The 15,659-nt window shown below is 62.5% G+C and carries 15 protein-coding genes; 5 read left to right on the top strand and 10 right to left on the bottom strand.

Annotated elements, in window-relative coordinates:
- Nucleotides 1–58: 58 nt before the first annotated feature.
- Nucleotides 59–436: a hypothetical protein gene (locus tag F506_RS13680; RefSeq protein WP_053198269.1), complete on the top strand. Its 378-nt coding sequence runs from the start codon at nt 59–61 to the stop codon at nt 434–436.
- 49 nt (nt 437–485) lie between these two features.
- Here the strand turns inward: F506_RS13680 and F506_RS13675 are convergent, their stop codons facing one another.
- Nucleotides 486–1,391, bottom strand: a complete 906-nt coding sequence (locus F506_RS13675; protein WP_053198267.1) for a LysR substrate-binding domain-containing protein — start codon at nt 1,389–1,391, stop codon at nt 486–488.
- A 139-nt stretch (nt 1,392–1,530) separates the two neighbouring features.
- Here F506_RS13675 and F506_RS13670 point away from each other — a divergent pair, with 139 nt between their 5' ends.
- On the top strand, nt 1,531–2,430 hold the full coding sequence (locus F506_RS13670) for a class II aldolase/adducin family protein (protein WP_235471154.1): 900 nt from the start codon (nt 1,531–1,533) through the stop codon (nt 2,428–2,430).
- 197 nt (nt 2,431–2,627) lie between these two features.
- Nucleotides 2,628–3,953, top strand: coding sequence for an ABC transporter substrate-binding protein (locus tag F506_RS13665; protein WP_053198264.1), 1,326 nt, complete (start codon nt 2,628–2,630; stop codon nt 3,951–3,953).
- 52 nt (nt 3,954–4,005) lie between these two features.
- On the opposite strand, the gene F506_RS13660 is transcribed toward F506_RS13665, so the two are convergent.
- From F506_RS13660 to F506_RS13625, 9 genes are all read right to left on the bottom strand, one after another.
- The gene (locus tag F506_RS13660) at nt 4,006–4,905 is read right to left on the bottom strand and encodes an NAD-dependent epimerase/dehydratase family protein (protein WP_053198263.1); all 900 of its coding nucleotides are present in this window, start codon (nt 4,903–4,905) and stop codon (nt 4,006–4,008) included.
- Between the two features lie 72 nt (nt 4,906–4,977).
- Complete coding sequence (locus tag F506_RS23160; RefSeq protein ID WP_144424057.1) at nt 4,978–5,187, bottom strand: hypothetical protein; 210 nt, start codon at nt 5,185–5,187, stop codon at nt 4,978–4,980.
- Between the two features lie 258 nt (nt 5,188–5,445).
- Nucleotides 5,446–6,096 (bottom strand): response regulator, encoded by a 651-nt coding sequence (locus F506_RS13655; protein WP_053198261.1) that lies wholly within the window; start codon nt 6,094–6,096, stop codon nt 5,446–5,448.
- Nucleotides 6,093–7,652, bottom strand: coding sequence for a PAS domain-containing sensor histidine kinase (locus F506_RS13650; RefSeq protein WP_235471153.1), 1,560 nt, complete (start codon nt 7,650–7,652; stop codon nt 6,093–6,095). The genes F506_RS13655 and F506_RS13650 overlap by 4 nt, the downstream gene beginning before the upstream one ends.
- Nucleotides 7,653–7,827: 175 nt before the next feature.
- Nucleotides 7,828–9,159, bottom strand: a complete 1,332-nt coding sequence (locus F506_RS13645) for an EAL and HDOD domain-containing protein (RefSeq protein ID WP_053198259.1) — start codon at nt 9,157–9,159, stop codon at nt 7,828–7,830.
- A 330-nt stretch (nt 9,160–9,489) separates the two neighbouring features.
- Nucleotides 9,490–10,710, bottom strand: a complete 1,221-nt coding sequence (locus tag F506_RS13640; protein WP_053198257.1) for an MFS transporter — start codon at nt 10,708–10,710, stop codon at nt 9,490–9,492.
- Nucleotides 10,711–10,812: 102 nt separating this feature from the next.
- Nucleotides 10,813–11,556, bottom strand: coding sequence for an ABC transporter substrate-binding protein (locus tag F506_RS13635; RefSeq protein WP_053201604.1), 744 nt, complete (start codon nt 11,554–11,556; stop codon nt 10,813–10,815).
- A gap of 156 nt (nt 11,557–11,712) precedes the next feature.
- On the bottom strand, nt 11,713–13,092 hold the full coding sequence (locus F506_RS13630) for a sensor histidine kinase (RefSeq protein WP_053198255.1): 1,380 nt from the start codon (nt 13,090–13,092) through the stop codon (nt 11,713–11,715).
- Entirely contained in the window at nt 13,089–13,793 is a 705-nt protein-coding gene (locus F506_RS13625) for a response regulator transcription factor (RefSeq protein WP_053198253.1), read from the bottom strand. Before F506_RS13625 ends, F506_RS13630 begins: the two co-directional genes overlap by 4 nt.
- 151 nt (nt 13,794–13,944) lie before the next feature.
- Between F506_RS13625 and F506_RS13620 the strand changes: the two genes are divergently transcribed.
- Together F506_RS13620 and F506_RS13615 are read left to right on the top strand one after the other, a co-directional pair.
- On the top strand, nt 13,945–14,748 hold the full coding sequence (locus F506_RS13620; protein ID WP_053198251.1) for an ABC transporter ATP-binding protein: 804 nt from the start codon (nt 13,945–13,947) through the stop codon (nt 14,746–14,748).
- Between the two features lie 27 nt (nt 14,749–14,775).
- A complete protein-coding gene (locus F506_RS13615) occupies nt 14,776–15,648 on the top strand; it encodes an ABC transporter permease (RefSeq protein WP_053198249.1) in 873 nt (290 codons plus the stop codon).
- Nucleotides 15,649–15,659 lie beyond the last annotated feature (11 nt).

Raw genomic sequence — 15,659 nt, 5'->3', positions numbered from 1 at the left:
GATTATTGATATTGTCCCGACTCTCGGCGACTGATTTTATTGTCTGAAAGGCATGCCAATGAAAGCAACTTTTCTGTTCATCGCATTGGGACTGGTGGCGGCGAGCCTGGCGTCGGCACAGCCGCGCTTGCCGTATCCGCTCGGTTACGAACGCCCGGAGCCGGACAAGCCTGTGGTCACCACCAGCGCTAACACCTGCAAGTGCGAAGTGGCCGACACCAGCGGTAGCGCCTGCATGATCTACATGCGCACCAATGCCGGTGAATGGCTGGCGCAGAACGCGCCGCAGACGCGCATGCGCTCGTCCAACGATGGCCGCTACTACGATACGCCCTTCGCGCTGGCGGCCAGCGCCTGCGCCGGCCGCAAGGTCAATGCCTCGACCGTGAAGGTGCATTGGCTGGATCGTAAAAACGCCATTTTGGAGTGGAAGTAATTGATGAGGAATCGGGCGTAGGTGCTTGTTTATGCTGGTTTATGCTCGCTTACACTTGATTTAATCCCGCCTGCAAGAAGATCCAGTCACGAAAGCGCATGATCTTCTTGCTGTTCTTTTCGCCCTCGCGATAACTCAGGAAATGGGTTTCGCGCAGGACCGATTTCAGTTCTCCCCCATCGAGCCGCACCAGTTCGCCGTTGGCGAGTTCCTGTTCCGCCAGGCGGGTGCTCTCCAACGCAATCCCGACACTGTTGACGGCCGCCGCCAGCGCCAGCGAGGCGCGGTCGAACGAGGGCATCGGCCGGCCAGGCGGCAGTTTCATGCCATTCAGCGCAAACCAGTCGCTCCAGCGAACCGGGTTCAGGGTCGACTGGATCAGCGTCATGCCGGCGATGTCCGCCAGCCGCAAGGCGTCGGGTTTGTCCCGCAGCAGCGCGGGCGAGCAGAGCGGCACGATGGTCTCCGAGCCGATCGCTTCGCTGACGATGCCGGCGCGTTGCGGCGCACTGCCGTAGGCGATGGCGAGGTCGAGTTCTTCGTGGCGCAACAGGTCGACCGGCTCGGCGCCGGACGACATGCTGATGTTGATATCGGGATATTGCTGCATGAAGCGAGGCAGTCGCGGCCCCAGCCATTTGGTCGCGAAGCTGGGCGAGCAATGCACCGCCAGCGCGTCGCTGCGGCGCGCCGGACCGAGTTCTTCGCAGGCCGCTTCCATGAGGTCGAAGGCGACCGACAGCTGGTCGAGCAGGCGCCGTCCTTCCGCAGTCAGTTCGACGCGGCGGAACGAGCGGGTGAACATGGGTTTGCCGAAATAGGTTTCCAGTCCGCGCACCTGATGGCTGATGGCCGAGGGCGACAGGTGCAGTTCTTCGCTGGCAAGGGCAAAACTCTGCAGGCGGGCGGCGGCTTCAAAAGCGCGCAGGGAAAAGAAACTGGGAAGTTTTCGCATCGCGGCCCTGGTGGAGATTCGTAAGGTGAATCAGATTCATCATATTGTGAATACTCGTCATTTGTCAAAGCGCCGGGCTTCTTGGGATGATCGGTTCATCGAAGCAATCACAAAAAATAACCCGAACCGGAGACCAGCCATGACCGCCACGATCGCCATGACCGACGTTGCAGACCGTAGAACGGATGCGGGCCAGCCCGCGCCGGCCGCGTCCGCTTTCAGCGCCCTTGACGCCAACGACAAGCGCGTCTCGGTGTACCAGCCCGAGCAGCAGGGTCTCAAATTTCCCCAGGTGCCGGTATTCGCCACGCACGCCGAAGAGCGCCAGCACCGCAAGGAGCGTCTGGTCGCTGCCTGTCGCGCCTTTGCCCTGCATGGCCTCGACTACGGTTTCGCCGGCCACCTGACGGTGCGCGATCCGGAATTCCCGGATCTGTACTGGACCAATCCGATGGCGGTGCATTTCTCCCAGGTCAAACTGTCCAATCTGATCCTTGCAAATCACAAGGGCCAGGTGGTGCAGGGCACCTACGCGCTGAACCGCGCCGGCTTCGTGCTGCACGCCGCGGTCCATGAGATGCACCAGGACATCGTCGCCATGTGCCACGCCCACACCGTCTACGGCACTGCCTGGGCGGCGCTGGGACGCCAGCTCGACCCGATCACCCAGGACGCGGCGGTATTCTTTGAAGACCACGTCGTCATCACCGCCGAAGCCGGCGCAGTCGCGGTCAAGGCCGAAGTCGGCAAGTCGGTCGCCGCCGCCTTCGGCAAGAACAAGGCGGCGATCCACCAGAACCACGGCTTGTTCACCGCCAGCCGCCACAGCATCGAAGATGCGGCATTCTGGTTCATCGCGCTGGAACGCTGCTGCCAGGTCCAGCTCATGGTCGAAGCCACCGGTATCAAGCCGACCATGGTGTCGCCGGAGCGCGCCCGCTACAGCCGCGAGAACGTCGGCAACTCCTTCATCGGCTGGCTGCACTTCCAGCCGATCTACGAGCAACTGGTGCAGACCAGTCCGGACATGTTTGACTGAGTTGTTCTCCATCGCACGGATGGAGCATGCATGCCGGCCATTTCGATGGCCGGCGTTTGTCGTTGCAGAATCGTTGCAGAACCGTATTTCACTGAAGGAGACCGCCACTCACCACACCCTCACTGTCGTGCATTGACGTCAATACATATAACCGCGAACACGCGGATCCATCCGTTCTAACAGAAGGAGCAGGAGACATGACGAAGTTAAGCAGACGCGAATTTCTGATCGCCGGCGCAGCATCGGCTGCCGCCGCCTCGACCGTGGGAGGTTCGGCGTTTGCCGCACCCAGCGCGCCGGGCGGCATCGATTACCCGATAGAAAAAGGCGCGACCCTGCGCGTATTGCGCTGGAAGCGCTTCGTCCAGGGCGACGAGGATTTGTGGAACGAGAACGTCAAGAAATTCACCGAACTGACCGGCGTGCCGGTGCGCACCGACAGCGAAGGATTCGAGGACGTGCGGCCCAAGGCGGCAGTGGCGGCCAACGTCGGCAGCGGTCCGGACATCGTGCTGGGCTGGTTCGACGACCCGCACCAGTATCCGACCAAGCTGCTCGACGTCACCGACCTGGCCAACTCGCTCGGCAGCCGCTACGGCGGCTGGTATGACGTGTTCCAGAAATACGGCAAGAGCAACGGCAAATGGATCGCCATTCCGCTGGGCGTGATCGGCATCTGCCTGGTGTACCGCGACAGCCAGCTCAAGGCCGCCGGTTTCGAAGCCGTGCCCAAGGACTTGCCCGGCTTCCTCAAGATGGCGCAAGCACTCAAGGCGAAGAACACGCCGATCGGCTTCGCCCACGGCAAGGCGGTCGGCGACGCCAACAACTATGCGCACTGGCTGCTGTGGGCGCACGGCGGCAAGCTGGTCGACGAGCACGGCAACGTCGTCATCAATTCGGCCGAGACTCGCGCCGCGCTGGAATACGGCAAGCAGCTGTACCAGACCATGGTGCAGGGCACGCTGTCCTGGCAGGATCCGTCCAACAACAAGGCCTATCTCGACGGCCAGGTCAGTCTCACCAACAACGGCATCTCGATCTATTACGCTGCCAAGAATTCCTCGGATCCGAAACTGCTGGAGCTGGCCAAGGACACCCAGCACACGCACTATCCGATCGGTGTTTCGGGCAAGCCGACCGAGCTGATGCAGCTGACCCAGATGATGGCGTTCAAGCACACCAAGTATCCCAATGCGGCCAAGGCGTTCCTGCAGTTCATGATGGAGCCGGATCAGTTCAATCCGTGGATGAAGGCGGCCATCGGCTACGTCAGCCAGCCGCTCAAGGCTTATGAAAAGAACCCGGTCTGGACCGCCGATCCCAAGGCCACGCCTTACCGCGACGCCGCCTCGCTGATGCTGGACCACGGCCATGCCGGTCCGCTGGGCCAGGCGTCCGCAGCCTGCCTTGCCGACTACGTGCTGGTCGACATGGTGGCCGAAGCGGCGAGCGGATCCAAGACCGTGCAACAAGCCATCGATCGGGCGGCCGAGCGCGCCAAGAGGTTCTACAAGACCTGACCCTGCGCAAGGGAAATGACCATTCCGGTAAACGCCGGAATGGTCATGTTGGTCAGGCCGGCTTGTCCATCTCATTCTCGATCCACGCGGTCGCTGAAGCGTGCTGCGGCTTCCAGCCCAGTTCCCTGCGCGCGCGGACGGCGCGGACCCTGCTGTTGGAACCGAGCGAATAGCGGGCGCGGGCGACGCCCCAGATGGCGATGGCTTGTTCTTCGCTGAGGTTCTCGATGGCGGCGATGCCGAGGCGCTTGGCTAGCGCGGCGCCGATGTCGGCGAAGGACGACTCGCCGTTTTCCGCGAAATAGAAGGCGCCGGCGGGCGCCCGTTCCAATGCCAGAAGATAGAGCGCGCAGGCATCCTCGATGTGTACGGTCGACCAGCGATTGAAGCCGCGGCCGACGATGCGCACCACGCCGCTCGCCACCGCCTTGTCCGCCAACGCCGGAATTTGCACACTGTGCGGCTGCAGGCCCAGGCCCTTGCCGTAGATCAGCGTATTGCAGATGACCACGCCGCGCACGCCCTCGGCCGACAGGATACGTTGGTCGAGTTCGTAGCGGGCGCGCTTGCCTTCATCGACCACCAGCGGCGTCTCTTCGTCGAAGATGGCCGGGTTCAGTGCATTGCCGGCGACGGCGTCGCCGATCACGCTGGAGCCACTGGTGTGCAGTAAGGGTTTGCCGCTGCCGGCCAAGCCGTCGAGCAGCGCTTCGATGGCCTCGCGATGGTCGCTGCTGGCGCAATTGATGACCGCATCGGCGGCGCGCGCTTCGCGCACCAGCAATGCCTTGTCGTCCAGGTCGCCCTGGACCGGTTCGACGCCGAGCCGCACCAGAGCGTCGGCCTTGCGCATGTCGCGCACCAGGCCGCGCACGCTGTGGCCGGCCTTGATCAGGTGGACTGCAATGGAGCCGCCGACGTAGCCGGTGGCGCCGGTGATGAAGACTTTCATGTGATTTTCCCGATATCCGATGCGGAACTGTAACGCCTTTTGCGCGCGAATGCCGGGGCGGGCAGGGTACGCTTAGTCGTCGTCGCCGTCATCCGAACCGAACTGCCGGCGCAGCGCCAGTTGCTGGCGTTCGCGGGCGTCCTTGTTGCGCTCGAAATTGACGGCATTCACTTTAGCTTGTTCGCGCGCATGCTCATAGACGAGTCGCTCCAGCGGAGTGCGTTCGCATCCGGTGAGACAAAGCAGCATCGATAGCAATATCAGGCCAAATAGTGATCGCATTTTTTTCATTCCGGCATGAAGGTCGGTCGTGTATGCCGGCGGTGTTCATGCTTGCGAATCGGTCGCCTGTGTGAGGCTGGAGTTCGCAGCGGATCTGGTGGATCGCCTGGAGCCGGCGTCGCGCGCGGTGATAAGGCGAAACGGCGCGGACTGCCATGATGGTAGTGCCGGCGAGTAAGAAAAGATGTCGGGAGACCCGTACAAATGCGGGGGGATTACTCTGATATCGGATGGCCGTACCGTCCTGCATCTATTCGATTACTCCAGCGAGATCAGTCCATGATGGATGGAGAACTTGACCAGGCTGGGGAGGTCGCTGACGCCGATCTTCTGCATCAGCCGGCTGCGGTAGGTTTCGATCGACTTGGGGGAGAGCGACAGCATGGCCGCCACTTGTGCGCTGGAATGGCCTTCCGCCACCAGCTGCAGCACTTCGCGTTCGCGCGCACTGAGGGCGTCGAGCGGTCCGGCCACGCGGCTTTCGAGCAGGTAGTCGTCGACCACGGTGTCGGAAATTTTCTGGCTCAGGTAGCGCTGTCCGCTCTGCACGATGCGGATCGCATTGACCAGTTCGGAGCCGGCCGAATTCTTCAGCAGATAACCACGCGCACCGGCCTGCAGTGCGCGGAAGATATGTTCCTTGGTGGCGTACATCGACAGCATGATGGTTTTGACGGCGGGCGCGACGTCGCGCAGCAGCAGCGCCGCTTCGATGCCGTTCAGGTTCGGCATGGCGATGTCCATGATGACGATGTCGGGATGCAGCTGCTCGATTTCCCTGACGGCCTGGCGGCCGTCGCTGCCGGAACCGACCACGGTAATGTCGCTGTGCACCTGCAGCATCACCGCCAGCCCGTCGCGCACGATGGTATGGTCGTCGGCGATGTAGATGCGGATCGGCGCCGTCACAGTTCCACCGCCACTTCGATGCAGGTGCCCTTGCCGGGTTCGGAGATGATCTTCAGATGGCCGCCCAGCGCCTGCGCGCGCTCTCGCATGGAGACCAGACCCCAGGTCGGTTTCAGCTTCTGGTCGCGCTGCTTGTTGAGGACGAAGCCGACGCCGTCGTCCATGATCGTCAGCGTAACCGAGGTCGGCAGGATGTTGAGCATGACCTCGACATTGGCGGCGCGCGCATGTTTGGCGATATTGGTGATGGCGCCCTGGGCGATGCGGAACAGCGAAATTTCCAGCTCGGGTTCCAGCCGGTCGGCGATGCCGTAGACGTCCACCGTAAACCGGAAGCCGGAACGTTCGGCAAACAATTCGCACTGCCAGCGCAGCGCCGCTTCCAGTCCGTAGTCATCCAGCACCGGCGGCCGCAGCTCGGCCATCAGCCGGCGCACGGCGTCGGTGGTGTCGTCCAGCAGCACGATGGAATCCTTCAGGCGCGCCTCCATGCCGGCTGACGGATTGTAATCCGTGCCGGAGATTTCCCCGCTCATGATGGTCATGTTGATGCTCAATGCCGCCAGGGCCGAACCGATGGTGTCGTGCAGCTCCTGGGCAAAGCGGCGCCGTTCGGCTTCTTCCACCCGCGCCAGCTCGCGCGAGACGTCGCGCAGTTCGCGCGTCAGCGCCAGCAGATTTTCTTCCGATTGCTTGCGTTCGGTGATGTCGACGTGCGAGCCCTGCAGCAGGATCGCCTTGCCTTCTTCGTCCAGCATGGCCATGGAGCGCGACAGCATCCAGCGGTAGGTGCCGTCGCGATGGCGCATGCGATATTCGATTTCCAGCGACTCCTGCGGCGACGCCAGGTAAGCGCGCGTCAGCGTGACGGCGCGCTCGACGTCATCAGCGTGCAGCCGTGCGGTCCATTCCTCTATGCCGTCGTCGATCTCGTGGTCGGCGTAACCGATCTGCCGTTTCCATTCGGGCGAGAAGTAGAACTGGTCGCTGCGCAGGTTCCAGTTCCACAGCCCGGTGTTGGAGGCGCTCACGGCGAGCTTGAGTTGGCCCAGCGTGAACTCCAGCTGGGCGGTGCGCTTGAAGATGCCTTTTTCAAGTTCGTGGTGGCGTTTTTCCAGCGCCTCCTCGGCTTCTTTGCGTTCGGTGATTTCGCGCAGGAAGGTGACCACGCCGATGCAGTCGGCGTCGCGATTGACCATGATCGGACTGGCGCTGACTTCCAGCCAGCAGAATCGTCCGTCGAGCCTGGTCATGCCCATCATGATGTTGCTGACCGGCTGCCGCGTTGTGTAGGCGACAACCATCGGGTAGTCCTGATCCGCGAACGAAGTGCCGTCGCTGCGCATGGCCTTGCGGCTGCGCAGCAGGTCGGCGACATTGCGCATTTCCTGCTTGCCGCACTCGAGGATGCTTTCAGCCACGCCATTGCAATCGAACACCGAGCCGTCCGCATGCTGCATGACGATGCCGTCGGTAAACGCATCCACCAGCGCCCGGTAGAGGTCGTTTTTCTTAAGGCAATCGTCGTCGGTCGATGTGCAACTCAGGCTGTTCATGTCGCGTGTCAGGATCGTTTTTTTGTCGTGCGGTTTTTCAGAGGAGGATCAGCGGTCTCGGCGCGATCTTGATGAAACGAATGTTATTTTGCTTGTGGCGCCAGCATACCGCAGAGCAGGGCGCTTTCGTAGCGTTTGCAAAAATACCTTCGCGGGCGGTGGCGGGCTTTGTTTGTCATTCCGACAATGAGTGCGAGCCGTCGGCCGGATGTGCGGTGCGTGCACCCATGCCCATGTTCTCCGAAATGCTGTCGCCCCATTCGAACGCTTCTTTTTGCGCAGCGTAAAACTCGTCGGAGGAAAGCTGGAATTCGTCGAGCAGGGCGTTACGCTGCGCCGTGCCCAGCAGCTCGGGGTTCTCGCTGGACTCGGCCAGTTGCAGCAGGCCGCCATAGAATCCGGAGCGCGACAACAGCGCTTCGCGCACCTCGATGGAGACGCCGATCTGGCCGAGGATGTCGGCGATGTCCTGGTTCAGCAAGGCGTCGGTCAGCGACAGTACGCCGACCATGAACGCGGTGTCGGACCGGCTGGAGCGGCGCGGCTGGACTTTTTGCGCCAGCAGTTCGCACAGCTTGCCGCGCGTGGCGGCCAGGATCATCAGCGGCGAAGAGGCATTGCGGCCGTTGTCCGGATTCGCGTACAGCAGGATCTGCAGCCAGCGCTTCAGCTGGCGGTCGCCCAGTACCAGCAGCGCCTGGCCCAGCGAGGCGATGTGACGGCGGAAACCGTACATCGGCGTATTCACCAGGCGCAGCAGCATCAGGCTCAGCGCGATGTCCTTCTTGATGAAGCGGACGATCTCGTAGTTGTTGGCGCCCTTCATGAGCAGCGCCAGTATCTGCATGATCAGGATGCTGGACGCATGCAGTTTTTTACCGCGCAACACGTCGGGCTTGGCGAAATAGTAGCCCTGGTAATAGTCGAAACCGTACTCGCTGCAGAGCCTGAATTTTTCCGCGGTTTCGACTTTTTCGGCGAGCAGTTTCTTGCCCTTTTGTCGCAGGCTGTGGCTGAGCGCCGCGAGTTCGTCGTCCGGCATGTGCAGCACGTCGACCTTGACGATGCCTGCCACCCGCATGAGCAGGTCGGTGCGATCCGATTCCTGCACCAGGTCGTCGATGGCGAACACATACCCGGCTTCTGACAACGCTTCGATGCGCTGCATCAGTGGCAGCGTCAGCTCGACGGTTTCGAGTATCTCGAGGATGACGTGCTCCTTGGGCAGCACGAAGATGGCATCGCTCAGCAGGATGGCGGCGTCGACGTTGATGAAGGCGACCAGCGATCCGATGACGTTGTGCAGTCCCAGCTCGGCGGCGTGCTCGATCACGGTGGCGGTCGCGGCGGCGTCATCGGTGACGGTCGCATAGTTGGCCGCGCTGCTGCGGAACAGCAGTTCATAGCCGATCAACTCTTGTCTGATATTCAATACCGGTTGGCGCGCCAGGAAAAAATCCTTCGAGCCCAGGTACTGAACCTCCCTGTTCAATGCTGCTGCAGCCATATGCCCGTCCTTCCTCATTCGCTTGTAGGTGTTGTTGGATCGCGATATCAATGCATCTTCGGCAGTCGTGTAGTCCTGCGATGCGTCTCGACAGACGGAGCCGGCCGTTAAAACGATCGCCCTTCGTGGCGACGCTGGCGCCGGGACGGACTTGTGCCAGGGAAACTATAACAACGCTATTTTGCTTTGTATGTCAGGAAACCTTGATCGCGTGCGTGCAACCGGGGAGCTGGATGTTGCCCGGAGCCGGGCATTGATCCGGGTTGGCGGCGGGGGCGGGGTGGCGGCAGTGAAAATGTCAGCGGGGATGCGGCAGTTGCGGCGTGCAACTCATGGCTTGCACGCCGTATTCAGGCCGCGCTGCACGCGCCAGGACAAGGGCAGTGTCAGCAGCAGGAGCGCTGCCAGCGTCATCGTCGCAACAGGGATGCCGGCGACGTCGCCGAGGTAGCCGAACACGATCGGCGCCAGCGCGCCGCCGCCGATGGTGCCGGTATAGAACAGCGCGAAGGCGTGGTCGCGCTTGTCCGGTCCGGCCAGATCCGGGACGACGCCATACAGCACCGAGGACGTGCCGTTCAGCGCCAGTCCCAACAGCGGCAGCATCAGCATCAAGCCGGACAGCGGCAACCACACGGCCGCCAGTATCAGCAAGGCGGTCGCGGACTCGGTCAGCCAGACCGTCTTCATCATGCCGATACGCGCACCCAGGTAACCGCACAGCAGTTTGCCGAAAGCACCGCCGACGAACAGCAGCGATAGCGCGATGCCGATGCCGGCAGTGCCGGCACCCTTGCTTTTCAGCAGGAACGGCAGGAAGGTCAGGAAACCCATGCGCACCGCGCTGTCGAGCGTGCCGGTGAACTGCAGCGCCAGCAAGCCGCCGGGCGAGCCGGCGCCGGTAACGGCTCGCGCTTGCTTGGCTTTGACCGCGGCGGCGCTGCTGCGCGCCGGGATGAGCCACCACAGCATGGCCGCAGCAGCCAGGCCGAGCAAACCGATCAGCGTTGCGCTGGTCTCCCAGCTGACCACCACCAGCAAGAGTCCGACCAGTCCGGGAATGAGTGTTTTGCCGATGTCGCCGGCGAAGTTGTATTGCGCCAGCGCTTCCTTGACGCCGCCGCCTTGTTCATGCGCATCGGTCACCAGCGACGACGCCAGCGGATGCTGGGTGCTGGCGCCCAAGCCACCCAGCAGCAGCGCCACCAGCAGCACCGGCAGGCCGCCGGCCTGGCCGGCGACCAGGTAGGCGCATCCGGCCAGTGCAGTGCCGCCGATCAGCATGCGTTCACGGCCCCAGCGCCGCGCCAGGCGGCTTGCCAATAATTGAAAGCCGGCCATCATGCCGGAATAGGAGCCGCGCAGCAGTCCGACCATGGCGTAGCTGATCGCGAACTGCGATTGCCATATAGGCAACAAGACATAGATGACGTCGGTCAGTCCGTCGTGCACGGCATGCGCGCTGCACGCGGCGATCAGCGAGCGGCGGCGTACGCGGGCGTCCGGCAGTGACGTATCGCGGGGCGTCGAGGCGAGGTTCAGTTCATTCATGTTTGCCTAGCGGCGAGCGAAGAAATGGAAGAGCAAAAAATGGAAAAGCAGGACGCAGCGAGTTTAACAGGCACCGGCGCACAAGCGTCCCGCCGGGCGCGCTCAGTCTCCGCGTTTTGCCACCAGTGCACCTTCGATCTTGTGCTTCGCCAGCGAGGCGGCGACAAAGCCGGAGGCTTTCACGTCTTCCACGAATTCGGCGAGATAGGCAGCAGCAGCTTCCCCGCGGATTTTCGGCACGCCCATGGCCTGGCGGATCACCATGAAGCGCTGGTCGAGGATGCGCAAGCCGCCGGCCTTCGCCGCATCGTGTTCGAGCTGCTGCCTGACGCCCGCGGCAACGCTCAGGTTTTGCTCCAGGAAACCTTGCACGACAGCCGGGGATGTCGGCATGCGCACGATAGTTGCGCTCTTCAGTTCGCGCGTGAGGAAGAGGTCATAGGCGCTGCCGTTGCCGACCGCGACGGTGATGCCGGGCCGGTCGACCTGGTCGTTGCCGGTGATCGGCGAATCCGCGCGCACGGCATAATAGCCTTCGATCAGGACGTAAGGACCGGTGAAACTGATTTCCTGTGCGCGCTTGGGATCGACCGCGAAAAAGCCGATGTCGGCCTTGTCCTGTTCGAGGTTTTCCACCGAGGCGCCGGCCGACTTGACCGCGACCAGTTGCAAAGGCACGCCGAGACGCCGGGCCAGTTCAGTCGCCAGGTCTACCGATACGCCGATCGGTTCGCCGGTCTTCGCGTCCAGCCCGGCCAGCACCGGATTGCCGAGATTGATCGAGGCGCGCAGCGTGCCGCCTGGCGCAAAAAGGGCGGCGTTTTCTCGTTGGTTTGTTTGGGGCATGGCAGCTCCTGATGTTTGCGCTTGTGCGCCGGAATTGAGGGCGAAGCTCAAAGGAATGAACATGGACAGCAGCAGGTATTTCAGCCGATCCTGCGTCCCGAGCGTGATCGATGATGATGTTTTCATATCGTTTTTTTCTGGAATTTGCCTTGTATTTTATGCCGCCCCGTCCGGCTGCGCCGGGAAGCTCAGCACCACCATGAAACTGCCTGCGCCGCTATAGCCGAAACGCAGCTGGCCGTCATGCGCGCGCATGACTTCCTCCACTATCGAGAGCCCCAGGCTCGCGCCCATGCGTTCGCCGCTGCGTGGGGAGAAGGGCTTGCGGATGCGTTCCCAGTCGGCTTCCGGAATGCCGGGGCCATCGTCGATGACGCGCAGTTCGATTTGCGCCTCCTTGCGTTCCAGCTGTACGTGCAGGAAGCTGGCGGCGCCATATTGCAAAGCATTCCCGAGTACGTTCTTGACCGCCTCGCGCAGGCTGATGGCGTCGCCCATGATCACGCAGGGCTGCTCGGGAGCCTCCATGGCCAGATCAAGCAGCCGCTCCTGATGCGACAGCATGTCGGCCATTTCCTGGCGCACCAGCTGGGTCAGGTCGATGCTTTCCGGCGCTGCGGTATCGCTGCGGTGCTGCACCATCGCATGGTTGATCAGCTGATTGACCAATGCGCCGAGATGGCGGGTGCGGGTGCGCAAGCGGTCCAGGTGATGCCGCCGGCCTTCGTCGTCATGTTGCGCCGACAACAGTTCCATCTGTGAAATCAGCGCCGTCACCGGCGTGCGCAACTGATGCGCGGCGTCGCCGATCACGCGGCGCATGGTGGCGCGATGTACCGCCAGCCGCTGCATGAAGGCATTGATCGAGCTGACCAGCGCATGCGTTTCGACCGGTACCGTGATCGACAACGGCGACAGGTCGTTGAGGTCGCGCTGGCGTATCGCCGCCTCGATTTTCTTGAGCGGCGACAGCGCCTGGTACAGCGTGAACATGGCGGCGATCACGGTCAGCACCCCCATCGCCAGGATCACCAGCAGGGCGCGTGTGCCGACGCTCTTGGCGAAGGACATGCGCGCGTTGTTGGTTTGCGCCAGCACGATCACGGCCCAGGGATGCTCTCCGGCGACCGGCATGCGGCGGCCGATGACGGCCATGCGCACGGGGGTGTCCAGGTAGGCGCCGTCCTGCAGCAGCGGACCGTCTTCCAGCTTGTTCCAGGGGATCGTGGGCTTGAAATCGGGATCGCCCGCAACCGTGCGGCCATCGGGATCGATCACGACATAGAACACCTGGTCGCCGGCGGTGAGCATCGAGAACGCCGCCAGCGGCACGTCGACGTTGACCGCGCCGTTCTGGTACCAGGTGTTCTCGGCGATCTGCAAGGCGCTGCCGGACAGGATGCGGTCGTAGGCTTCATTGGCAGCCAGCTGGGTGGAAATCCAGATGGCGATCAGCAGCACCGCCGAACTGATCGTGAGCACGATGCCCACACGCATCACCAGGCGCGTATAGAGCGAGCGACCGGCGACGATCATGGCTGCGGAAGAGTCGGGGCGGCGGTGGTGGCGCCAGCAGGCAGCAGCACCAGCTGATAGCCGAGTCCGCGCAGCGTGCGGATTTCAAAACCGGCGCCGGTCAGCTTTTTGCGCAGACGGCCGACGTATTGCTCGACGGTGTTGGCGTTGGGCGTGTCGTCGACGCTGAACAGCCGGTCGATCAGTTCATCCTTGCCGAAAATGCGGCCCGGGCGCGCGGCGATGATTTCGAGCAGGGTGACTTCGCGCCGCGTCAGTTCCAGCGGCCGGCCGTCCAGCACCGCGGTGCGGCTCTTGCGGTCGATGGTCAGGTTGGCGCAGTTGAGGAGATTGGTGGCTTCGCCGCCGCTGCGGCGCAGCAAGACGCGGATGCGCGCTTCCAGTTCGCGGAAGTCGAAAGGCTTGACCAGGTAATCGTCGGCGCCGAGATCAAGCGCACGTACGCGCTCTTCGATTTCGCCGCAGGCGGTCAGCATCAGCACCGGCGTGGACAGGCCTTTTTCCCGCACGCGCGTGAGCAGCGAAAAGCCGTCCTGCTGCGGCAGCATGACGTCGAGGATGAGCAGGTCGTAGGGATCGGTGACCAGCCGGGCGGCATCGTTGCCCTTGCTCTGCCAGTCTACGGTGTGGCCGATGCGCGACAGGTGGGCGATGATCGCCTCGGCGACGTCGGCCGTGTCTTCGACCAGGAGTATGCGCATGATGATGAATTCGTCGTAAGTGCCGGCTTGAGAGCGGCGTATTTATATATCGGCAAGATATCGCAGCCGATGTTCGCATGTATGTCAGTTTCGTTACAGCTTGCGAGATTAGCATCCTTCACAGAACTTATAAAAGCCTACAGGAGATTCTGTGAAAAACGATCAAGCCGCTGCGCTGCAGTCTTCCGTCACGCCTGTCGATCCGTCCAGGCCATTGCTGGAAATCGATAACGTCACCCTGCAATACAAGACCTCCGACTCGCTCGTTACTGCAACGCAGCAAGTCAGTTTCAACGTCCATCCATCCGACCGCTACATCTTGCTCGGGCCGTCCGGATGCGGCAAGTCGACCCTGCTCAAGGCCATCGGCGGTTACCTGCAACCGACCAGCGGCAAGATCCGCCTCAAGGGGCGTGAAGTCACCCAGCCCGGTCCGGACCGCATGATGGTGTTCCAGGAGTTCGACCAGCTGTTGCCCTGGAAGACCGTGCGCCAGAACGTCGAGTTCGCGCTGCACGCCAGCGGCCGCCTGCAAGGCAAGGAAGCCTCCGACCGCGCGGCGTACTACATCGAGAAAGTCGGCCTCGCCAAGTTCATCGACAGCTATCCGCACACGCTCTCGGGCGGCATGAAGCAGCGCGTCTCGATTGCGCGCGGCATGGCGATGGAGCCGGACGTGCTGCTGATGGACGAGCCCTTCGCCGCGCTCGATGCGCTCACGCGCCGCAAGATGCAGGACGAGCTGCTGCGCCTGTGGGACGACACCAACTTCACGGTGCTGTTCGTGACCCACTCGATCGAAGAAGCGATCCGTATCGGCACCCGCATCCTGCTGCTGTCGCCGCATCCCGGGCAGGTCAGGGCGGAGCTCAACAGCATCCCGCCGGAAGAGATGGGCACGGCAAGCCAGGCGCAGCTGGAGCAGCGCATCAACGACATGCTGTTCGCGCACTGACACATAAAAAGAAAGAGAGACACCATCATGACCAAGAACAGCACACTCTTCGTGCGTCCGGAAATCGTCGTCGAACCGAACCGCAACGCCGTCGCCGAAGTCCAGCGCCCGCTGTCGGCCTTTGAAGCCATCTACCGCATCAGCTGGATCCGCAAGACCGCGATCCTGTTGGTGCTGGCGCTGGTCTGGGAAATCTACGGCCGCTGGCTGGATAATTCGCTGCTGTTCCCCAGCTTCAGCGAAACCTTGCATGCCTTCATGAGCGGCATCAGCAGCGGCGTGCTGCTGCAACGTGCGGCGGTATCCCTGCAGACGCTGCTGATCGGCTACAGCCTCGGCATCCTGCTGGCCGGCCTGCTGACCACGGTGGCGATCAGCTCGCGCATCGGCAACGACTTCCTCGAAACGCTGACCTCCATGTTCAATCCGTTGCCGGCGATCGCCTTGCTGCCGCTGGCGCTGATCTGGTTCGGCCTCGGCACCGGCAGCATCATTTTCGTACTGGTGCATTCGGTCCTGTGGGCGGTGGCGCTGAACACGCACGCCGGCTTCCGCTCGGTGTCGAACACCTTGCGCATGGTCGGCCAGAACTACGGCCTGAAACGTTTTTCGCTGGTGCGCTCGGTGCTGATCCCGGCTGCGTTCCCGAGCATCCTGACCGGCCTCAAGATCGGCTGGGCGTTTGCCTGGCGCACGTTGATCGCGGCCGAGCTGGTGTTCGGCGTGTCGTCCGGCACCGGCGGACTGGGCTGGTACATCTTCGAAAACCGCAATCAGCTGGAAACTGCGAACGTGTTCTCGGGCCTGTTCTTCGTGATCATCATCGGCTTGTTTGTGGAGAACATGATCTTCGCAAAGATTGAGAAACGCACCATCCGCCGCTGGGGCATGCAGCATTGATTTCAAAAAGA

The sequence above is a fragment of the Herbaspirillum hiltneri N3 genome, from assembly GCF_001267925.1.
Lineage (GTDB): Bacteria > Pseudomonadota > Gammaproteobacteria > Burkholderiales > Burkholderiaceae_D > Herbaspirillum > Herbaspirillum hiltneri.
Note: the sequence above shows the minus strand (reverse complement) of the source record. Positions and strands in the feature narration are given on the sequence as shown.